This is a genomic window from Pseudoduganella danionis (assembly GCF_009720775.1).
Lineage (GTDB): Bacteria > Pseudomonadota > Gammaproteobacteria > Burkholderiales > Burkholderiaceae_D > Rugamonas > Rugamonas danionis.
In genome coordinates this window covers 46,781-65,598 of the sequence record NZ_WNKW01000006.1, presented here as the reverse complement: position 1 = coordinate 65,598, position 18,818 = coordinate 46,781, and the positions used below count along the sequence as shown (strand labels likewise).

Genomic DNA, 18,818 nt, shown 5'->3' with positions numbered 1-18,818 from the left:
CGTGGCCTACGATCCAAGACGCGCGCTGGAACTTCTTCGAATCGGTTCCGGACGTGCAGACGCAACCTTCCGTGATGGCCAAGAGGATGCCATTCGCCACATTGTCGAAGGCAAAGGCCGCTTGTTGGTCGTGCAGAAGACCGGATGGGGCAAGAGCTTTGTCTACTTCATCGCGACCAAATTGCTGCGGGAGACTGGAGCGGGCCCCGCGCTGCTGATCTCACCATTGCTGGCGCTGATGCGGAACCAGATCGCTGCGGCCGAGCGAATGGGAGTTCGCGCCGCCACGATCAACTCGGATAACCAGGATGAGTGGAAAGCGGTTGAAGCCAAGCTCCGCCGGAATGAAGTTGACATTCTGTTGATAGCGCCAGAGAAACTGGGGAACGACTGGTTTAACACTGAGGTGCTGGCGGGAATCGCAGGGCAGATCTCGCTGATGGTTATCGATGAGGCCCATTGCATCTCAGATTGGGGTCACGACTTCCGTCCTCACTACCGATTGCTTGAGCGTATCGCCAGAACACTGCCGGCCAATCTGCGCCTGCTGGCAACAACGGCAACTGCAAACAACCGGGTTATGGAAGATCTTGTGGCTGTGCTGGGCCCGAATATGAAGGTACTGCGCGGTGACTTGAATCGAGATTCCTTGACGCTGCAAACTATGCGCTTGCCAAGTCAAGCTGTCCGAATGGCATGGATCGCGCAGCAGCTCAACTCACTCCCAGGTCACGGCATCATTTACACCCTGACTATTCGCGATGCCAATCAACTGGCAGATTGGCTCAAGGCCAAGGGCTTTGCTGTAGAAGCATACACAGGCAAGACAGGTGATCGGCGTGAGGAGTTGGAGCAGGCGCTGCAAGAAAATCAGGTTAAGGCCCTTGTGGCGACCACCGCACTGGGTATGGGCTACGACAAGCCGGACCTCGCGTTCGTTATCCATTTTCAGATGCCTGGCTCAGTTGTCGCCTATTACCAGCAAGTTGGGCGAGCAGGCAGAGCTCTGAGATCTGCATATGGCGTGCTCCTGAGCGGCGATGAAGAAGAGGGGATTACGGATTGGTTTATCCGTAGTGCCTTCCCAACGCGCCAAGAGGTTGACGATGTCCTGGGAGCACTAAATGAAGCACCGGAAGGACTCTCAATACCTGAACTCATGACCTGCGTAAACATGAGCAAAGGGCGCATCGAAAAGACAATTACAGCACTCTCCCTCGAGTCGCCAGCACCGATTGCCAAGCAAAACACAAAATGGCAGCTCACTGCAGCCGAGCTTGGAGAAGGTTTTTGGGCAAGAGCAGACCGGCTCACCAAATTGAGACGTGCTGAACTCCAGCAAATGCAGGAGTACGTCGCTCGGCCTTTCGGGCAGCACATGGGCTTTCTAATTAATGCGCTTGATGGCGATTCCAGCACTGTGAGCCCACCTTCTTTGCCTGCGCTGTCAGAAGAAGTAGATGACTTGCTTATTCGGGAAGCCGAGGAATTTCTGTGTCGCACAAGCCTGCCTATCGAACCTCGCAAGAAATGGCCTGCGGGAGGGATGCCGCAGTACGGAATTCACACCGCGTCCACTATCCCGTATCAGGCACAACCCGGCAAAGCACTCTGCGTTTGGGGTGATGCCGGCTGGGGCAGTTTGGTTCGACAGGGCAAATACCACGATGGCCGCTTTTCTGACGAACTTATATCTGCGTGCGTGAAGATGATCGCTGAATGGAATCCGCAACCAGCCCCAACCTGGGTGACTTGTGTTCCTTCGCTTCGTCATCCCGACTTGGTGCCGGACTTCGCTCAGCGCTTGGCTGCTGCGCTGGATTTACCGTTTCATATGGTCATCGCAAAAACGGACGCAAGACCCGAACAGAAAACGATGGCAAACAGTACCCAACAGGCGCGCAATATTGATGGCTCGCTCGCACTTAACGGCCAGCCTATCCTGCGCGGTCCGGTTCTCCTGATTGACGACATGGTCGACTCGCGGTGGACGCTGACAGTGTCTGCGTGGCTCCTCCGCAAGAACGGCAGTGGTGCTGTGTGGCCAATGGCCCTCTCACAGACGGGGCACGACGAATGACGCCAGCCCTCTCGCCCAACACACAAGCAATTCTGCTGCTGACAGCGCCACTTATTGCCGGACGTGGAAGTGCATCGCCCGATCTGCTCTCTCCCGGAGAATACAAGCGCCTTGCGCGTCATTTACGCGAGATTCAGCATCAGCCCGCTGATCTGGTTTCACCCGATGCGGCCGAGATCCTACGTGCATGCCAGCCGGTGATTGAGGAAGGCCGCCTGCAGCGGTTGCTGGGGCGCGGATTCTTGCTGAGCCAAGTGATTGAACGCTGGCAAGCACGTGCCATATGGGTGGTCAGCCGTGCCGATGTCGAGTATCCGCGTCGCCTGAAGGCTCGTCTTCGTGAAGATGCCCCAGCCGTGCTCTATGGCTGTGGCGACATGGCGTTGTTAGAAACCGGGGGACTTGCAGTCGTCGGATCGCGCCACGTAGACGATGCGTTGATTGACTACACCATGACCATCGGCCGATTGGCTGCTCGGGCTGGCAGCACACTGGTTTCCGGCGGCGCCAAGGGCATCGATCAGGCAGCCATGCGTGGCGCGCTTGAAGCAGGTGGGAAGGCCTGCGGAGTTCTAGCAGACAGTCTGGAAAAGACTACCATGAACCGCGAGCACCGCAACCTGCTGCTTGATGGCCAGTTGGTTCTGATCTCCCCTTACGACCCGAGCGCTGGCTTCAACGTCGGCAATGCGATGCAGCGGAACAAGCTGATTTACGCATTGGCCGATGCCTCACTCGTGGTGAGTTCTGATGTGAGTAAGGGAGGGACTTGGGCTGGCGCGGTGGAGCAACTCGACAAACTCAAGTTCGTTCCTGTCTTTGTTCGATCAACAGGCGAATCGTCCGCCGGACTAGATGCCCTGAGAAACAAAGGTGCGTTGCCTTGGCCAAATCCGCGAGACGTCGACGCTTTCGAAGAAGTATTCAACGTGCCTACACCGTTGGCAACGACCTCTCCACAGGTCGGCTTTTCGCTGTTTGACGGAACGGCAGTCGGCAGCACCACGCCAATGGCACCCGATGTACGCGACACCGAGGCGGGGCCCAAGGTTGAGAACGAACCATTCATTCCTAGCGATGCTGATTCGGATACGCAACCGCCCGTCGTAGATTCCGAAGAGCCGCCAGCCGCCTCAAACGCGGTAACGCCAACAGGCGACACCACGGAGCAGCCGCAATCCAAAATGACTCCAGCCGAGTTGCTCTTTTCGGCTGTTCGGGCCTCGATCCAGACGCTTTTGTCCACTCCGATGAAGGAGGCCGAAGTGGCTACGGCGCTGGACGTCTCAAACGCGCAGGCAAAGGCATGGCTGCAGCGTCTGGTCGACGAAGGCGTCTTGGAGAAACAGAAGAAGCCTGCAGGCTACATCGTCAAGCAGAAGCGGCTGTTCGAGTAACCAATGAATACCAAGCAAACATACAAGTCGCATTGCGACGGCATTGATATAGAAGGGCCAAGCGTTTGAGCGATCAACACATCACACTCAGCCAGCTCGAAGGTCACCTCTGGGAGTCAGCCAACATCCTGCGCGGCCCGGTGGATGCGGCTGACTTTAAGACCTACATCTTCCCGCTGCTGTTCTTCAAGCGAATCTGCGATGTCTGGGACGAGGAATACCAGGAGATCGTCGATGAGACTGGCGATGAGCAGCTGGCCTGGTTTCCCGAGTCGCACCGCTTCCAGATCCCGGAAGACTGTCACTGGAACGACGTTCGCACCAAGGCCAGCAATGTCGGGACGGCCCTTCAGCGCGCGATGCGCGAGATTGAGAAGGCCAACCCCGACACCCTTTATGGCGTGTTCGGCGATGCCCAGTGGTCGAACAAGGATCGGCTGTCTGATGCCTTGCTCAAGGACCTGATCGAGCACTTCTCCAAGCTGCCGTTTGGCAACAAGAACGTCAACTCGGATCTGCTTGGCGACGCCTACGAATACCTGATCAAGAAGTTCGCCGACGCCACCAACAAGAAGGCCGGCGAGTTCTACCCAATCGTCCAGAACCCTGCTGGGCAGACATAGGGAACGGCAGTGATCTCGATTCCGCGCTTCACCTTGCGCTCGAATCCCTCAAAGCGCTTGGCCAGCTCGATAGCCGCTTTTGGTACCTCAATCACGGCCGCACCCGGTCGAACACCCGCCCGAGGAACCAGAAGTTCAGCACTCCTGCCCACAGCGCCTGATCGGCATCCGTCCATGCGTGCAGGATGGCCGTTCCCCAGCCAGCTCCTGCGGTCACGGCTGCTGCGAATGCCGCCGTCTTGGCTGCGCAGTACAAGGCCATGAACCAGTAGGTGATGACGGGGCGCACGCTGATCGACAAGGCATCGGCCCAGCGAACCCCGGTTTTCTCGCCTTGAGTCCGAACGGCTTCGCGCAGGGTCTCAATGGCGCCGACGTTCCACGCGGCATCGGCACCCGCGCCGATTTCCGACATTCGCTGCGCTCCACGCAGCTTCTCGAACTCCAGCGCCTTGTCCTGCATCGCCAGTTCGTGGCCACGCTCGCCTTTACGGTCGAGCCATTTGAGGATTTCAGGTGCGAGACGGAAGGCCCCTCCGAGGAGACCACCGAGCAAGGTCTCGATCATTGCGGGCCTCCCATCAGTTTCAACTTGATGGCTGCGCCAACGAGCAGTGCTGCCAGGATGCCGGTGGTGATGACCTTGACGGTGGTCTGCCACGCTGTGCGGCGAGCATCGCGCCAGGCTTCCAGCAGGTCGCGCAGTTCGCGGATGTCGCGCGCGGCGTGGCCGTTTTCCAGGCCAAGGTGGGTCAGGACACGCTCGGCTCCGCGCTCAGCGGCGCGGTCCAGCAGTTCGTCGAAGTCCTCGCGGCGCAAGAGGAGCATGTTCTCGACGAGCACAGGCTGTTGTTGTTCGGGTTCGGTCATTGCGGTCTCCAGAAATGCGAAACCCGCCTCGTGGGCGGGTTTCTGGTGGGTACGAAGATGGGAAATCAGATGGCGAGGCCTGCGCTCCAGCCGGTGGACTTGAAGGCCGAGAGCTTGGCCTCATCCTCGATGTAGCAAAGCCAGCCGATCTTGGGCGAGTGGTACTCCCAGGCATCGGCAATGCGCACCGCGATCTGATTGGTTTTTCCCGCCCACACGCCCGTGGCAGCCGCAGGCACGATGTAGCGGTCGCCGTTGGCGGGGCTGGCAGGTGCCGTGGTCAGGTCGCGGTCTTTCACGGACAGACCGACCACAGCGCCGAGGCGCTTGAGATTGGCATCCATGCCGGTGTCCCAGCCGCTTTCGCCGAGCGTCCAGCCGTAGTTAATTCCAAGGTTCGGATCGGTTGATGACATGGTTTATCTCCAGAGATTCGATGCGTGGCGAATGCGCCGGACTGCTTCCGGATCGCCGGTTCGGTGGCTTTGCTGCGGGTGTTGTCGCCAATGCCGCCCGACGATGGGCAGGTACAGCACGCCGCCGCGCTTGGCTATGAGCAGGGTCAACAGCCAGTCGGCGAAGTTGTTGAGGTCGGTAGTTTCCTTGAGCACGGCTTCGACGACGGTTCGACGCATTACGATCAGGCCGTGCACGTGGCTGGCGCTGTTGGCGTGTTGCCAACGGCTGTAGGCCAGACGCCGCACGGCGATGTCCTGGCCGTTTTCGTCGGCCAGCGCTTCGTCGGTGTAGGCCATCACGGCCTGCGGGCAGGCATCCAGCGCATCAGCCAGTTGTGTGAAGGCACTGGCTTCGTACAAGTCGTCGGGATCGACAAAGGACACCAGCGGCAGCGTGCCTTGTGCGTAGCCTGCCGCGCGTGCCTCACCGATACGGCCCGGGATGCCCGGCAAGACGTGCAACTGGATCGGTGCGCCTTCAAGGCTGGCAATACAGGCTTCACGCCATTCGGTAAGTTCGTTCAGGGTGAGCAGGTGAACATCGATGCGTGGTTCCATTGGCGTTTCCATCACACACCTCCCCAATACTGTCCCCAGCGCAGGCCGTAGCCCGCGCGATCCATGACTCGCACCTGCGGCTGCCAGCTGCTCAAACCATCGCGCTCGGCACTGATTTCGACTGTGATGCGGTCGCCCAGCGCACCGGCATCCAGCACGGCCACTGCTGCCGTCCAGATGTAGGCGGTACCAACCAGCCCCGTCTCAGTACGAACCAGCACGTTGTTGCGATTACGGATACGCAGCGTGTAGGTCACGCCCAGTTCCGGCCCGATGTCACCCTCGTCTTGCTGCACGAGATAGGCTGTCTGCTGCGTGCGGTCGCGATGGACCCACGCGACGGTGAGGTCACCGGCCACCACGACAGGCTCGGTCTGGCCATTGAGGCGGATACGACCTGGTGGATACGGCAAAGCCTGCCGACCGGTCAGCACCATCGGCTGCCCATTGGCGGCCAGCACAGGATCGCCCTGATCGGTCGATGTGCGAGGAATCGCGCCCACGAACACCGACTCGCCCGGGGCGCGTTCGGCACCTTCCGATGCCAGCCATTCACCAACACCGATCAACCGAGTCCCCGAGGCATGTCCTTGGGGTGTGGTGTCGAGTACGCCGCGCGTGAGATCGATGGTCGCATTGGAGGCGTCGAAGGCCAGGACGGCAACGGCCTCTGCAATCACCCCACTGGCATCCAGCAGGTAGGCGTAGTCGCCCACGGCCAGTCTCTCCGGCTGGCTGATGGCCGTCACCGGCACACCGATGGCATCGACCTCGCTGGCAGGCAAGGCCACATCGAGGGTCAGCAGTGGTGCGTAGTCTTCGCCCACCACGGCAGTGAGGTCGCCGCTGGACGCGCCGGTAGCCAGTTGCCAATTTAACTGCCCGGTGCCACCGGCAGCAGCCAGCGCACCGAGATAGGTGTCCGTATCGGTCAGGTAGGCCAGATCTGCGCGCGACAAACGCCGGGCCAGCTCCCAATACGGCACCTCGACGGCCAGCACCAAGGCGGGCGGCAAAGGCTCAATGGTCGGCTCCTCGACGTGCGGTGGCGGGGGCGACAGCACGGTGTTGCTCATCCCGAACACATCTTCCATGGCTTCGATGCGCCACTCGGCCGCTCCCAAGGTGCCGGTGTCGATGCCGGTGACGCGCACCACCATCTGATCCACACCCATGCGTGGCCAGTTCAGCAGGAACACATCACCCGGTAGCGGCGCACGTTCCAGGGTGTCGCGTGCCACGGTCAGACTCATCCTGGCCAACGGCGAACCCAAGGCGCGCAGGTCACGCAAGGCCAGCCGCGCGGCCAGTGGCCCGTAGTTAACGCCCGGGTAGTCGCGGCGTTGATTGATCACGCCGCCTTGTAACTGGATGGCGGCCAGGTTCTCGACCGTGACGGCAGCATCACCGCCGGTCTGCCAGTCGGTGTAGACCACCGTTAATTCGTTGGGCAACTCGCCCCACTGGGCGCGCTCGAAGCGTTCCAACCGCACGATTTCGTCAGGCCCCAACTGCGGCAGGCTGTCGATCCAATAGTCGTCGCGCAGCAGCTTGAGCTCAAACGTGCCTTGCTCCGGGTCGGTGTAGAGGATGCCGCCAATGTGGTCGATGACTTGGCTGATGAAGCTCTCGATGGGCTGCTGCCGTGTCCAGATCAGATTGAGGCCGAAGCCCTCACTCGACAAAGCCCATGCCGCGTTCCAGAAACTCCAGCCGATGGTGCTCTGCGGATAGCCCATGCCCCAGTGCGGATCGGTGAGGCACTGCACCAGGATGTGCGCCGGGTTCATGCCGACGCTGATTTCCTGGCCTTCGTCCTCATCCCAGGTGCGGACTTCGGCATTCCACTCCATCCACGGCGCATCGAACCAACCCGCCTTGAAGCGACGCACCCGTACCGCCCATGGCTTGATGTAGGGGTTGTTGGCCGCGAACAGGATGTTGCGTGCCACCAAGGACAGCACGCCCCGAAATGCCGGAATGGAACTGCCGAGGCGGCTCATCAGATAGTCGTTGCGTCCTTGCCCGGCATGGCCAGAAAGCACATCGATGGTGCCGACCACGCCGCCTTCGCGCTCGTCACCGCCAAACAGAGTGGGCTTGTTGATCGAGAGGCTGGTCAGCCCATGCCCGCTAGACAGCGGCACACGGTCGGCATCCCCCCACGCGGTGCGGTCGCCCATCTGGATTTCCTGCACGGCATCGACGGGCCCCTGGCACAAGGCCAGATGTAGCCCCATCCGGTAGCGGTAGCCGACGGTTTGCGATTTGCTGCTGCCACCCATCAGCCTTGCTCCCGCTGGCTGGATCGATTGCGGGCGTGCTCGACCACACGTTGTGCCATTGCATCGCCGGTGGCAAGCAAGGTGTCGGCGTCACAGCCTTCACGCAGGAAGGCGCGGAAATCCAGATCGTGACGCGCAAACCATGTGCGCGTGCCGTTCACGCACAGGCCTACGGCGCGTACGTGATCGATGGTGATGACGGTCTGAGTGGTCATTTCTTGCCACCTTTCTTCTTGATCGGGTCGGCTTCCAGATCGCCGTACCAGACGACGTTGGAGCCACGCAGCAGCACGGTGCCGAACACGACGGGAATCGGTCGGCCTTCTTCTGCGGTGGGGGCATCGACGTCAGACAGGGACGCCGGTTTGGGTTCGGGCGGTTTCGGCGCGAGCGCGACCGAAACCAGCGCCGCCACCACGATGACGACGAGGTACCACATGGCGATTTCTCCAGGGATTCAGAACACGCCCGTCGAGAACGGGTTTTTGCTCGGGATGGCGGGAAAGCCGCCGTAGTTGTCGAGGTTGCCGAAGCGCGACTCGCACGTGGCCGTGCTGTGATCGCAGCCGACCGTCAGCAGAACCTCGGTGCCGACTTCAATGGCCACCGGATAGAGCAACTCCACACCACCACCGTAGTCATTGACAATCATGTGGCGGGCACCTTCCGGGGTTTGCAACCAGCCACCGGCCAAGCCGCCACTGACACTGCCGGGCGTGCCACCATCAAGATCGACGTTGCGACCATTGCTGTTGCTCACCAAGGCGCTGGCAGAAATCGGTGAGGCACCACAGGCAGCCGAATACAGCACGTGGGAACACTTGCGGCTGTAGAGCCGCCGCAACCCGATGCGCTTGAGACTGACTTGCGCCGACTCGCAGCGAACGCGAGCGACATCGTCAGCAACTTCGACGCCCAACACCCGGCCCATCCAGCGCGTGCCGGAGATCCACCAGTAGTCGCCCCAGGTATCGCGCCGTCCGATGCGCAGGGTGATCGAGGTAGTGTCGCCGGTCAGCGAGTTGGCGAGCAGGTGGCGCACCAAATCACAGTTCGGTGGCAGTTTCAGATCCAGCGCCGATTTGGCCGCTTCGGCACCCAGCGCCAGCTCGTTGCGTTCAAGGGCCAAGCTCTTGTACAGATTGCCGTCGAGATCTACGTCGAATTCGTGCGGCGTCAGATAGAACTGCGCGCTGTTGCTGGCGAAGGCGTATAGCTCGACTTCCAGCAATGGGTTCTGGCTCATCGTGCTTACTCTCCCTCGTAGGTTTGACGGTCATTGCCACGCGGTTCGGGCAACTGGCGCGCGGTCAAGGTGATCTCCAGCAGCGTCGGGCTGTGCCAGTACAGATCGACTGCGTCGTGGTCGAGGCGGCAGCGCACGAGGCGAATGACGCGGCTGCCTGCGGGCACCCAGTCGTCGAGACCCGAGCGCAGCACCAGCACACCGCCTTGATCCAGATGGCAGGCCGCCGTCAGGGCGTACTGCCGATAGCCGTCTGGGTGCACGATCAAGCAAGCGGCGGGGCGATGCCAAAAATCCGAGATTCGCGCGGAGATGTCTTTGCCATCCACGCGCAGGAAGCCATCTTCGGGATCGGCTTCGACGTTCACCCACAGGATCGGAGCCAAGCCATCGGGCAACCAGAAGGCCTCCAGACGGCCTTGGGTGCGCCACAACCGCGCCCGCCAGATATCGATTTCATCGAGCGAGCTGGCCAGATAGCGCCGCTGCAAAGTTGTCGTCGCCCACGGATCGTCCCGGCGCACCCACGGATCTGCAGTCGAAAAGTCTTGGCGGGTGATCGTGGTTTGCGCTGCGGCCGTTGGATCGTCACGCCAGTTGCCATCTGGCCAGACCGGGATCTCGTCGAGCCATGGGTCATCAAGAACATCCTGGTCGGGCAGTGGCGCAGGCTGGATCTGTGTGGGAATGTTGCCGCCGACCATGCCGGGTACCCACTGCGTGAGATCCACCGGGTCGATGGCCTTGCCCCACACCAAGGGCATAACGGAGCTGCCCACGGCTGCGGCGCGTGCCAACGGTTCCATCAGCCACAGCAGATCGCTTTCCACATCGCTGAGTTGGGCGATCTGCCAGCCATCGGCGGCGATGATCAAAATCCAGCGGCCATTGTTCTCGGTTTCCTGCCAGCCCTGTACCCCGTCGTAGGTCAGATGCACATTGGCCGAGAGTGGTGCGAACTGTCGCCCGTTAGCCTCCGTCACATTGAGTGCCAGTGCACCACGTTCGCTGGACTCGGTCAGGTGCACCGCGTACTGCGGCAGAGGCCACAGAGCCATTTGACCGAGATGATCGGCCAGCCAGTCTGCCACCAAGGCATCGGTCTGCCGGGCGTTGCCCACCTTGTAGGTGAGCCAGCGCCGAGGAACGCGTCGGCGTGCCTGACGGGATTCGTTGCCACTGGCCAGCCGCGTGACGCTGGTTTGCCACTCCAGCCGTTCCACGAGGGGCTCCATCCAATCATGGCGGAAGGCAAACACTCCGCGCTGCGCATCCGGCCAAGGCTGGTCGCCAAAGGCATCCATACCGGTGGCGACGATGGCGCTTGAGGCCGTATCCCGGCGCAACACTTCGACCAGAAAGATCGGCGCATCGATGGGTGGCCAGGGGCCCGCCAAGGATTCCGCCAGCAGGCTGGCCGTCAGATTGGGCGGCAGCGGAGCGACAGCTGTTTCCGTCGTGAAGCTGGCTCCGCTCGCACCGAAGGTGGCGCGCGAGAGCACTTCACCCTGGAAGGCGGGCAGTTCGCTCCCCGGCGTCGGCTTGCTAGAAACCTCCGCAATGTCTTGAACGACGACACGCTCCGTCATGCCGACTCCAGGCCGAACTCAGCGGCATTGAAGGCGGCCTCCGTCCACTGCACGTTGCCGTTCGGATTGCGCTCGAACAGCGTGCTCTGCCACGCCAGTTGCTCCTGCAGGACGATGTCGGTGCTGACGGCGCTCTGCGCACCACTGACCACGAGTCCTTTGACCTTGCCCAGCCCCGCGTCGGTCTTGCGCGCCAGCATGGTCAGTTGCACACCGTAGATGGCGGGCGTGGCCATTACCGGCAGCGGCTCGACATCGAAGGATTGGCGCAGCCCAGCACTGAGCGCACTGATCGCCGTTGCTTCATCTTCATCGCTCACTGCTTCCCACGCGGTGGTACCGACTGGGCTGGCAGTCCACTGGTTCAGGCTGCCATCGGCCTGCGCCTGCAAACCATCGACGCGCACGTCGCCAAGGAAGGTGTTGTTGATGGTGCCGGTGGTGTCGGCGATGTAGAAGTCGTCGACGTCGATGGTCAGCGGGCAGCTCTGGCCGGGCACCGCACCCACGAATGCCGTGAGCAGTTGGCCACCCCCTTGGATGGTGTTCTGCGCCGTCATCTGGATGGCCAGGATGCCGTTGATGCGCACTGACAGGACACCGTTGCTGGTGCCTTGCGTGACCTGCAGTTCGATGTAGTGCCAACCGCGTGCGGGAGCACTTGCCACCGACACAGAGATCAGCTGGTCGTAGCCGTACTGCCAGCGGTAGAGCTTGAGCCGACCGTCCTCGCCGATTTTCACGAGATGCGCGACCTGCGAGTTGGCATCGCGCACGCCCAGCAGCAGCGGCTCGGTGTAGGTGTTCTGGTACGGCACCACGCGAACGGCTGCCCCGACGATCAGGCTGGTCTTGGTGGCGTCGAGGTTCTTGACATAGCCGCCACCCGAACCTTCCGGCAAACGCAGGGCATAGGAGGACGGACGACGGCCATTGATCCGGGTGGCCTGCGGTGACAGATACGCCGCCTTGCCACGTGCGAGCCACGGATCGCCAAAGCTGTCCACGGCCTGTGGGTCGTAGTGATCGAAACCGTCGATGAACAGAAGTGCCATTGGACTTTCCTCTGAAAATTCAGCCTTGCAGCGCCGCACGGATGGCCCGTGCATTGCGCCCGATGATGTTGACGATGACTTTCTCTCCGGCAGGCGACTGCAGGTGGTCGTGGGTCACACCCGGATCGACCGCGTTGACGATGCGCACGGCCTGATTCATCTGCGGCTGCGCGGGCGGCACTTTCACCTCCGGTACCAGACCGCCCGCTGCGAAGGCCAGTTCGCCACCCTTGAAACGTGGGCCGGCCGACAAGCCGTTGAGCGAGTCGAGGAAGGCCACGCCGACTTGGCGCACGGCGGCCGCCCGCACCACGTACTCGCCTGCGGACAGACGCGCCGGGATCGAATCCGAGGTGGCGCTGCCCGGCCCGGAGACAAGGCCGCCTCCCGCGAACTTCTTGATTCCACCCAAGAGCGCCATCACAGCGGCGACCATGGCTACCATCGCGGCCACCGCGAGTGCCGGGCCAACGTAGGGAATGGAAGCCTGCGACGCCGCCGCCCCAGCTCCCGCCTTGGCCGCATCCATCGACACCACGGCGGTGGTTTCGGTGGTCTTTTGGGCGACCTTGGCGGCGCTGGCCGCCGCATCGACGGTCTGCTCCTGCTGGATGAAACCGAGCTTGAGCGCCAGCATCCGAGCCTGCATGGCGATCCACTGCTGAAACGGCTGGATCACGATCTGCTGCAGGAAGGCATCGGCCACCTGCTGAAAGATGCTCGCCAAGGCACTGCGCCAGGTCTGCGCGCCGGTGATCATCCCGTTGAGCGCACCACCAAAGCTCTCGCCGATGCGATTCCACAGCGGGGCCATTTCATCGACGGTGAGCTTGGTGCGATCCAGCTCGTTGCGCCACGCTTGCACGCGAATCACCGCATCCGGCCCGATGGCCTGCGCAGCTTGCTGCATGGTCGGCAACAGGCGCTCCATCTCGGTGGCTGATTGCTGTTGCAAGGCCACGATCTGCTGACGCGCCTGCGCTTCGGTTAGCAGCCCAGCCTGCTGCTGGGTCTGAATGGCCTCCTGCGCATTACGCAGACGCTCAGTGACTTGCCGCCACTGAGCTTCAAGCGCAGCCAGATTGGCCTGTGCAGCCTTCACATTGATCAGCCGATCAACGAGCGACACGCCGTCGGCATCGCTTTCTGCCGCCAGTCGCGCCCGTAGATCGCGGTAGCTGCGCTCAATGGCTGCTTGCCGGTCGGCATCCGTGGCGGTGCCGGTGATCTGGGCCAGTTCCTCACGCGCCTGCGCCAAGGCATCGGCCAGCTCACGCTCGGCTTGCGCTGCCTTGCGCGCATTGGCCTGCTCGATGTCCGTGCGCCGGTTGTTGAGCGTGATCAGGTCGGCTTCCGCCTTGGCGACCTCGGCCTTGGCTTTCAGTCGGTCGTTTTCCGATTTGCCCGTGGCGGCGACTTGCTGACTGCGGGCCAGCTCCTGCTGCTTGCGGGCAATCTCGGCATCGACCTCGCGCTGCTCTAGGGCAGTTTTCTGCGTGTAGTAATCGCGCACCGATACCAGACGGTCTTCGAGCGCAGCATCCAGCGCAGTTTGTTGCCGGTTCAGACCGTCCTTGAGCAGCGCGAACTCGGCGTCCAGCTGCGCTTTCATCAGCGTGGTCTGCGCGCCGGTCGTGTCCTGCGCTGGCTTGACGGCTTTGGGCTTGGTCAGGCGCTGAAGCAGTTCCGGATCGGCCTGGATCTTGGGTGCCTTGACCTCGATGGGCTTGGGGTCGAACAGGCTGTCACGAAAGGATGCCAGTTCATCCAGCCGTTTGACCAGATTGCCCTTGAGGTCGGCAATGATGGCCTTGGCCCCATCGGTATTGCCTTTGAGGGCTTCGACCGCCGCCGCCACACCGGCACCAATGGCCTCGCCCAAAGCGACGAAGGCCTTGCCAACGGTGGCGGCACCCAGTGCCAAGGTCTTGAGCACCAGCACCACGCCATCCAGGATCGCGCGCAGTGTGCCGCCTTGCTTGGCCGACTCGACCATGCCACCGGCCATATCGTTCAGGGCGGGCAGCAAGGACGCGATGATCTGGTTGCCGATGCTGGTGGTGGCCAGTTTCAGCTTGTCGAGGGCATCGTTGAAGTTGCCCGCCTGCGCCGCCGTTTCGCTGCTCATCTGCACGCCGAGCGCCTGCATCTCGGCAGCCAACTCGTTGATGCCGTCGCGCCCCTGATTCAGGAACGGGATCAGCTCGGCTCCCGACTTGCCGAACAGTTGCACTGCCAGCGCGGTTTTTTCCGCGCCGTCGGGCATGGCTTTGAAGCGTTCGGCCAGATCGAGCAGTACCTGATCGGTGGCACGCAGGGTGCCGTCCTGGCTCTTGAACTCGACACCGACGGCGGAGAATCCGCGAGCGGCATCTTCCGATCCGGTCGCAGCCTCCAGCATCGTGGTGGAGAGCTTGCGCAGACCCTTCTCGAACGATTCGCCCGAAACACCGGACTGCTCGGCTGCCGGTTTCCACACCGACAGGGTCTCGACGCTGACACCGACACGCTGCGACATCTCGTCCAGCGCGTCGCCAGTGTCGATGGCCGATTTCACCATCGCGGCCAGTCCCGCCACCGAAACTGCCACGCCGAGGTTGGCCAGCACGCCATTGACGCTCTTGGCCGTATCTGTGAGGCCACCCAGACCCCGCTTGATCGAGTCGAAGGCGGTCTTGGTCTGGTCGACGGCACTGATCAGGATTTGGGCACGATTGCTTGCCATCAGACTTTGTCCAGTTCTTGTTGAATCGCCCGCGCCAAGGCTGGCAAAGCACGCTGCACCCCACCCGCCAGATTCAGCCGCCGCTTGAGATCGACGTGCTTGACCAGTACGGCGATGGGAATCTCCTGACCGCGCTTGATCTGTTTCGCACCAGTACGACCGCGCTCGGCACGCTTGAAGCGGCCCAGCTGCCCGGCGTTCTCTTTGATGTTCTCGGCCATCAGCAGCACGCGACCGTTCTTCTCGATGAAGAAGGCATTGCCCGAACGCATCAGGCCGTCGATGACCGCCTTGAAGCGTTTGGGGCCGATGCGACCGGGCAGCAGCGGGATCAGCAGGTTGCCGCTCACCGTGCCGCCTTTTTCATGCAGACCGAGCCAAGGGATCTTGCTGCCCACCAGCAAGGCGGGCAGCTGCTCTGGCTTCTTGTCGAACACCTTCACGCCCATCGAGGAGATGAAACTGTTGCGCTTGACGGTGAAGGCACTGCGCATCTCGGATCGCGCCGCATCACGCACTTCACGCCCGCCCGATTGCATGCCCTTGGCGACAGCGGTGTGGATGGCGCGACGCCGCTCGGTGCTCCACGCCGCCAACTGGCGCGGGGCCAGCAAGCCGGTGGTGGTGAGCGAGAGACGCATGGGTCAGTCCTTGAGCAGATCGCGTTGCAGTTGTTCGATGCCACGCTTCTCGCCCTGGGCTGCCACCGCATGAATGCCGAGCAGCTGGGCAAGTTGCTGCCGTTCAATCTGTCCGTCGGCATCCAGAAAGGCTTGCGCCTGAGTGAGCGTGTAGGCCATCACGTCGCCAAGCCGGTGCCCGGCGTGGATCAGGCGGGCGACGGCACTGTCCCAGCCGAGGTCGTCAGTGAGCGCAGCGTCGGCGCGAGTCGCTGGGCCGCGCCCTGAATCGCCGGGACGACGTGCGCCACGAAAAAATCCGCGTTGACCTCGAACACGGCGGCGGCCAGTTGCACGGCGTCCTCCAGCGACAGGTCGTTGATCCACGCACGCTCGCGCCGGGTGGTGATCGCCAGCAAATCCAGCACGGCATCGCCGTGCCGTCCCAGCAGCGCCATCCAGTCCGGATCGCTGGTGATTTCCTCGACCAGCGGGCGCACCACAGCCAGCAGCCGTGGCAACTCACCCAGACGGATCGGCGTCATTTCCAGCGCGGTGCCGGACAGCGTCACGACGACAGGCTCAGGGGGGAAGGTCTTGAAGCCGTCCATCACAGCAGTACCAGACGGCCGAACTGACCGAGATCACCACCGACTGGCTTGGTCAGATCCGCCAGCACTTGGCCCGAAAGCTCGAACTTCAGCAGTTCGTCCGTGATGATCGAGAGTTCCTTGGCCGGGTTGATGGCCACGCGGTAGAGGTCGATCACCACCTCGCGGTTGCCGTCGGCGGTGTTGAGCCCCTCGAAGCGAATCCATCGCTCGGGCAAGGGCTGGGTGAACATCGCCGTGCTCTGCGCCGCGCCATAGGCGTAATCGACGTTGAACGGCTCGGTGTAGGGGCCGCCCGACGTGGCATCGAGCACCACCAGTGAACCGTGCTTGGCATTGACGCTGTACTGGCTGGCCGGGAGCGTCTTGGGCGTGGCATCCGAGTCCTGGATCTGCACGGTGGACACGTTTTGCATAGCCAACGGATACAGACTGCCCGGCGTGACCGGGTTGGGCAGCAGCTCGCCAGTCACTGTGCCGGGGGTGATCGTGGTCGTGGTGCCGTAGAGCGCGAGCGCCAAGTTGGTGGCGATCAGCTCTTCCAACGTGCAGGCGAACTCGCCTTTCTTGGTCTTGATGAGCTGGAGGTCAGTCAGGCGCTGGCCCGACTGCGCTTCCTGGTGCTCGATGGTGTCCACCGACAGCGACACCTTCAGCTCGGGCACGTTGCCAACGAAGGTCAGTCCGGCCGGGTTGCCGAGTTCATCACGTGCGCCGATGTAGACGCGGCCTTGTCCGGAAAAATAAGCCATGTTCAGTCTCCTTGGGTGGCTGCAGTTGTGGAAACACCGGACGTGGCATCACGGCGGGTGGGTTTGGAATCGGTGGCTGGGGTGGCCGCTTTGGCCGTGCCTTGTGTGATCAGCCAACGGGCGCTGGCGTCATTCAGATCAAGGCGATCACCCACGGCGAGGCGCTTGCCTGCGTGGGTATGGGGTTTCAGTAGTTCGATGTGCATGGGTTCATCCTGTTTGGGTGAGGTCGATGGCATGGGTGCGGTAGCGGATCTCGTAGCGGGCGGGCAGCGCGACGGCCCCAGCGTCGGCGTCGTCGAACTCCCATTCGCAGTCGATCTCGCGCACGGCGATGGCCAGACCGCCTAGATTCGGGTCGGCGAGCATTGCCGCGTGGGCCGCGACCAGCGCCTGGTCGGCGACGTCGAAGGCATCCGCACCGCGTGCCACCACGGCAAGCCGGACGATCAGCATCCGGTCGACCAGGTGGTTGGCGTGGGCGGTAATGCTGTCGCCATCGACGAACAGCAGCAGCGCTGGACTGGCCTCGCGGGTGACCGGCACGGCAGGCATGCGCAGCACCGGTGTCGGGGCAATCGCAGATGCCAGGCGCGTGACGATCTCCCGCAAGGCGCGCTCGCGGACGGAGTTCATGGGGAGTTCCTCAGAGTTGGGAGAGCGAGGCCCGACGCTCGGTACCGTCGCCGATGGCCCGCACGTCGCGCACCTGAAAGGTGTTGCCTGCCACCTCGACGGTGTTCCCGGCTGCCAGCGTCAGCCAGGACGCCGGGTAGTCGATCTGGTAGTCCCGCGACAGTGCAAAACCATCGAGCACGGTTTCGTCCGGGGCACGGAAGGCGCAGTGCACGGTGCTGCCCGCCACCGTGACGGCGGTCAGCAGTCCTGCACTGCGGGCCGCCTCGTACAACGTCGCGACATCCATCAGGCAGCAACGAGCTTGATCAGCACGCCAGGGCGATGGCACATCGGCAGCGGGTTGCTCTGCGTGTGCAGATCAGTGCCCCGGTCAAACTTGCGTGGCTCCTGCTTGGCATACAGCGGCTGGCCGATGGTGTTCACGGTCTCGTTGAAGTCCGCTGGCGCGAAGTAGGTCGCGAAGGTATCCACCGTGCCGACCGGGAAGGCATGGGCTTCCCCTGCGGCAATGAAGCGGCGCGACCCAAGCGTGCCGTCGGCCTGCACAAAGGACGCCTGGCCGCGGTATTCCTCGAAGGTGATGCCGCTATAGCTAAAGCCCGAGCGCATGTCGTTGATCAGCACTGCGCCCTGCTGCCAGTTCTGGTAGGCGGTCTTGACCTCCTTGTGGGTGGTCAGTGCCCGGAAGAACTCGGTCGAGCACAGCACATGCACGCCGGTCGAGAACTCGCCGGTGAGCCCATCTTCCATGAGGCCCAGCAACTCGAGGCAGGCAGTCTTGATTTGCCCGTTGTCGGCCGCCGTCGAAAACTCGAAGGACACCGATTGCGCAGTGATGTCGAACTCGTCGAACAGATCGACGAGCTCACTGCCATCAGCGTCGAGAATCTTGCCCTTGAGCGCCCCCATGCGCAGATGCTCCAGAGTGATCGCGTGCTTGTTGCGCATGGTCTCCAGATGGCGGGCCATGACACCGCCGATGGCTTCCATTTCGGTTTCGGAACCGAAGGCGCGCAGTCCTTGCACTTCCTCTGGCAGCACCACGTCGTCGTGGGGGATGTGCGGGATCACGAAGGAGCGCAGGTTGCGCTTGCCACGTTCACCCACCGTGCCGGGCGAACCGGGCGCGCGGGTGGGCAGCAGGTTCAGACGACCGGCGTACTCCTCGACGATGATCTGCCGGGTGCGCACCGGCTTGGCCGGGAACAGGTTGAGTTGCTCCAGCCGCCCATAGCGGTTGGGCAGGAGGTTGATGGCGGCCGTCAGGCTGGCCATCGAGAAGCCGGGGTTTTCAAAAGGGTTCTGCATTT

The 18,818-nt window shown here is 62.4% G+C and carries 22 protein-coding genes and 1 pseudogene; 3 read left to right on the top strand and 20 right to left on the bottom strand.

The annotated features are described in order from the left end of the window. Nucleotide 1 precedes the first annotated feature (1 nt). The 3 genes from GM655_RS18660 to GM655_RS18650 all read left to right on the top strand — a co-directional run bounded on the left by GM655_RS18660 (nt 2) and on the right by GM655_RS18650 (nt 4,100). Complete coding sequence (locus tag GM655_RS18660; protein WP_371866889.1) at nt 2-2,080, top strand: RecQ family ATP-dependent DNA helicase; 2,079 nt, start codon at nt 2-4, stop codon at nt 2,078-2,080. Continuing rightward, nucleotides 2,077-3,477 carry a DNA-processing protein DprA gene (locus tag GM655_RS18655; RefSeq protein ID WP_155436186.1) on the top strand — a complete coding sequence of 467 codons (1,401 nt, stop codon included), beginning with the start codon at nt 2,077-2,079 and terminating at the stop codon, nt 3,475-3,477. Before GM655_RS18660 ends, GM655_RS18655 begins: the two co-directional genes overlap by 4 nt. A gap of 65 nt (nt 3,478-3,542) precedes the next feature. Beyond that, on the top strand, nt 3,543-4,100 hold the full coding sequence (locus tag GM655_RS18650) for a type I restriction-modification system subunit M N-terminal domain-containing protein (RefSeq protein ID WP_229632639.1): 558 nt from the start codon (nt 3,543-3,545) through the stop codon (nt 4,098-4,100). Here the strand turns inward: GM655_RS18650 and GM655_RS23340 are convergent. The 20 genes and pseudogenes from GM655_RS23340 to GM655_RS18560 all read right to left on the bottom strand — a co-directional run. After that, nucleotides 4,067-4,195, bottom strand: a pseudogene (locus tag GM655_RS23340) (lysozyme); the annotation flags it as partial. The gene GM655_RS18650 and the pseudogene GM655_RS23340 sit on opposite strands and share 34 nt — an antisense overlap. Continuing rightward, entirely contained in the window at nt 4,192-4,668 is a 477-nt protein-coding gene (locus GM655_RS18645) for a hypothetical protein (protein ID WP_155436185.1), read from the bottom strand. The pseudogene GM655_RS23340 and the gene GM655_RS18645, both read right to left, overlap by 4 nt. Beyond that, nucleotides 4,665-4,970 (bottom strand): DUF6127 family protein, encoded by a 306-nt coding sequence (locus GM655_RS18640; protein ID WP_155436184.1) that lies wholly within the window; start codon nt 4,968-4,970, stop codon nt 4,665-4,667. The genes GM655_RS18645 and GM655_RS18640 overlap by 4 nt, the downstream gene beginning before the upstream one ends. Before the next feature lie 65 nt (nt 4,971-5,035). Next, nucleotides 5,036-5,386, bottom strand: coding sequence for a DUF2793 domain-containing protein (locus tag GM655_RS18635; protein ID WP_155436183.1), 351 nt, complete (start codon nt 5,384-5,386; stop codon nt 5,036-5,038). Between the two features lie 3 nt (nt 5,387-5,389). Beyond that, nucleotides 5,390-5,986 (bottom strand): glycosyltransferase family protein, encoded by a 597-nt coding sequence (locus tag GM655_RS18630; RefSeq protein ID WP_155436182.1) that lies wholly within the window; start codon nt 5,984-5,986, stop codon nt 5,390-5,392. Between the two features lie 11 nt (nt 5,987-5,997). Beyond that, complete coding sequence (locus tag GM655_RS18625; RefSeq protein WP_155436181.1) at nt 5,998-8,271, bottom strand: phage tail protein; 2,274 nt, start codon at nt 8,269-8,271, stop codon at nt 5,998-6,000. Next, the gene (locus GM655_RS18620) at nt 8,271-8,486 is read right to left on the bottom strand and encodes a hypothetical protein (protein WP_155436180.1); all 216 of its coding nucleotides are present in this window, start codon (nt 8,484-8,486) and stop codon (nt 8,271-8,273) included. Before GM655_RS18620 ends, GM655_RS18625 begins: the two co-directional genes overlap by 1 nt. After that, nucleotides 8,483-8,710, bottom strand: a complete 228-nt coding sequence (locus GM655_RS18615) for a hypothetical protein (protein WP_009521704.1) — start codon at nt 8,708-8,710, stop codon at nt 8,483-8,485. Before GM655_RS18615 ends, GM655_RS18620 begins: the two co-directional genes overlap by 4 nt. A gap of 18 nt (nt 8,711-8,728) precedes the next feature. Beyond that, complete coding sequence (locus tag GM655_RS18610) at nt 8,729-9,517, bottom strand: DUF2163 domain-containing protein (protein WP_155436179.1); 789 nt, start codon at nt 9,515-9,517, stop codon at nt 8,729-8,731. Between the two features lie 5 nt (nt 9,518-9,522). Then, the gene (locus GM655_RS18605) at nt 9,523-11,106 is read right to left on the bottom strand and encodes a hypothetical protein (protein WP_155436178.1); all 1,584 of its coding nucleotides are present in this window, start codon (nt 11,104-11,106) and stop codon (nt 9,523-9,525) included. Then, nucleotides 11,103-12,161, bottom strand: coding sequence for a hypothetical protein (locus GM655_RS18600; RefSeq protein WP_155436177.1), 1,059 nt, complete (start codon nt 12,159-12,161; stop codon nt 11,103-11,105). Before GM655_RS18600 ends, GM655_RS18605 begins: the two co-directional genes overlap by 4 nt. Before the next feature lie 19 nt (nt 12,162-12,180). Beyond that, nucleotides 12,181-14,886 carry a phage tail protein gene (locus GM655_RS18595; RefSeq protein ID WP_155436176.1) on the bottom strand — a complete coding sequence of 902 codons (2,706 nt, stop codon included), beginning with the start codon at nt 14,884-14,886 and terminating at the stop codon, nt 12,181-12,183. Beyond that, nucleotides 14,886-15,527, bottom strand: a complete 642-nt coding sequence (locus GM655_RS18590; RefSeq protein ID WP_155436175.1) for a DUF6441 family protein — start codon at nt 15,525-15,527, stop codon at nt 14,886-14,888. Before GM655_RS18590 ends, GM655_RS18595 begins: the two co-directional genes overlap by 1 nt. A gap of 3 nt (nt 15,528-15,530) precedes the next feature. Further along, complete coding sequence (locus GM655_RS22775; RefSeq protein WP_009521710.1) at nt 15,531-15,686, bottom strand: hypothetical protein; 156 nt, start codon at nt 15,684-15,686, stop codon at nt 15,531-15,533. A gap of 29 nt (nt 15,687-15,715) precedes the next feature. Further along, the gene (locus tag GM655_RS18585) at nt 15,716-16,117 is read right to left on the bottom strand and encodes a DUF6631 family protein (protein WP_155436174.1); all 402 of its coding nucleotides are present in this window, start codon (nt 16,115-16,117) and stop codon (nt 15,716-15,718) included. Further along, nucleotides 16,117-16,869 carry a phage tail tube protein gene (locus GM655_RS18580; RefSeq protein WP_155436173.1) on the bottom strand — a complete coding sequence of 251 codons (753 nt, stop codon included), beginning with the start codon at nt 16,867-16,869 and terminating at the stop codon, nt 16,117-16,119. The genes GM655_RS18585 and GM655_RS18580 overlap by 1 nt, the downstream gene beginning before the upstream one ends. 2 nt (nt 16,870-16,871) lie before the next feature. After that, nucleotides 16,872-17,075 carry a DUF7210 family protein gene (locus tag GM655_RS18575; protein WP_082306638.1) on the bottom strand — a complete coding sequence of 68 codons (204 nt, stop codon included), beginning with the start codon at nt 17,073-17,075 and terminating at the stop codon, nt 16,872-16,874. A 4-nt stretch (nt 17,076-17,079) separates the two neighbouring features. Then, a complete protein-coding gene (locus tag GM655_RS18570) occupies nt 17,080-17,505 on the bottom strand; it encodes a hypothetical protein (protein WP_155436172.1) in 426 nt (141 codons plus the stop codon). 10 nt (nt 17,506-17,515) lie between these two features. Then, the gene (locus GM655_RS18565; RefSeq protein ID WP_155436171.1) at nt 17,516-17,794 is read right to left on the bottom strand and encodes a head-tail joining protein; all 279 of its coding nucleotides are present in this window, start codon (nt 17,792-17,794) and stop codon (nt 17,516-17,518) included. Next, nucleotides 17,794-18,816, bottom strand: coding sequence for a major capsid protein (locus GM655_RS18560; protein WP_020200538.1), 1,023 nt, complete (start codon nt 18,814-18,816; stop codon nt 17,794-17,796). Before GM655_RS18560 ends, GM655_RS18565 begins: the two co-directional genes overlap by 1 nt. Between the last annotated feature and the right edge of the window lie 2 nt (nt 18,817-18,818).

Coding starts and splice junctions, on each gene's coding strand:
- GM655_RS18610 (WP_155436179.1), bottom strand. CDS start 9,517: ATGAGCCAGAACCCATTGCTGGAAGTCGAGCTATACGCCTTCGCCAGC.
- GM655_RS18585 (WP_155436174.1), bottom strand. CDS start 16,117: ATGGACGGCTTCAAGACCTTCCCCCCTGAGCCTGTCGTCGTGACGCTG.
- GM655_RS18620 (WP_155436180.1), bottom strand. CDS start 8,486: ATGACCACTCAGACCGTCATCACCATCGATCACGTACGCGCCGTAGGC.
- GM655_RS18565 (WP_155436171.1), bottom strand. CDS start 17,794: ATGGATGTCGCGACGTTGTACGAGGCGGCCCGCAGTGCAGGACTGCTG.
- GM655_RS22775 (WP_009521710.1), bottom strand. CDS start 15,686: ATGGCCTACACGCTCACTCAGGCGCAAGCCTTTCTGGATGCCGACGGA.
- GM655_RS18625 (WP_155436181.1), bottom strand. CDS start 8,271: ATGGGTGGCAGCAGCAAATCGCAAACCGTCGGCTACCGCTACCGGATG.
- GM655_RS18635 (WP_155436183.1), bottom strand. CDS start 5,386: ATGTCATCAACCGATCCGAACCTTGGAATTAACTACGGCTGGACGCTC.
- GM655_RS18630 (WP_155436182.1), bottom strand. CDS start 5,986: ATGGAACCACGCATCGATGTTCACCTGCTCACCCTGAACGAACTTACC.
- GM655_RS18600 (WP_155436177.1), bottom strand. CDS start 12,161: ATGGCACTTCTGTTCATCGACGGTTTCGATCACTACGACCCACAGGCC.
- GM655_RS18580 (WP_155436173.1), bottom strand. CDS start 16,869: ATGGCTTATTTTTCCGGACAAGGCCGCGTCTACATCGGCGCACGTGAT.
- GM655_RS18575 (WP_082306638.1), bottom strand. CDS start 17,075: ATGCACATCGAACTACTGAAACCCCATACCCACGCAGGCAAGCGCCTC.
- GM655_RS18655 (WP_155436186.1), top strand. CDS start 2,077: ATGACGCCAGCCCTCTCGCCCAACACACAAGCAATTCTGCTGCTGACA.
- GM655_RS18560 (WP_020200538.1), bottom strand. CDS start 18,816: ATGCAGAACCCTTTTGAAAACCCCGGCTTCTCGATGGCCAGCCTGACG.
- GM655_RS18615 (WP_009521704.1), bottom strand. CDS start 8,710: ATGTGGTACCTCGTCGTCATCGTGGTGGCGGCGCTGGTTTCGGTCGCG.
- GM655_RS18640 (WP_155436184.1), bottom strand. CDS start 4,970: ATGACCGAACCCGAACAACAACAGCCTGTGCTCGTCGAGAACATGCTC.
- GM655_RS18590 (WP_155436175.1), bottom strand. CDS start 15,527: ATGCGTCTCTCGCTCACCACCACCGGCTTGCTGGCCCCGCGCCAGTTG.
- GM655_RS18605 (WP_155436178.1), bottom strand. CDS start 11,106: ATGACGGAGCGTGTCGTCGTTCAAGACATTGCGGAGGTTTCTAGCAAG.
- GM655_RS18595 (WP_155436176.1), bottom strand. CDS start 14,886: ATGGCAAGCAATCGTGCCCAAATCCTGATCAGTGCCGTCGACCAGACC.
- GM655_RS18570 (WP_155436172.1), bottom strand. CDS start 17,505: ATGAACTCCGTCCGCGAGCGCGCCTTGCGGGAGATCGTCACGCGCCTG.
- GM655_RS18645 (WP_155436185.1), bottom strand. CDS start 4,668: ATGATCGAGACCTTGCTCGGTGGTCTCCTCGGAGGGGCCTTCCGTCTC.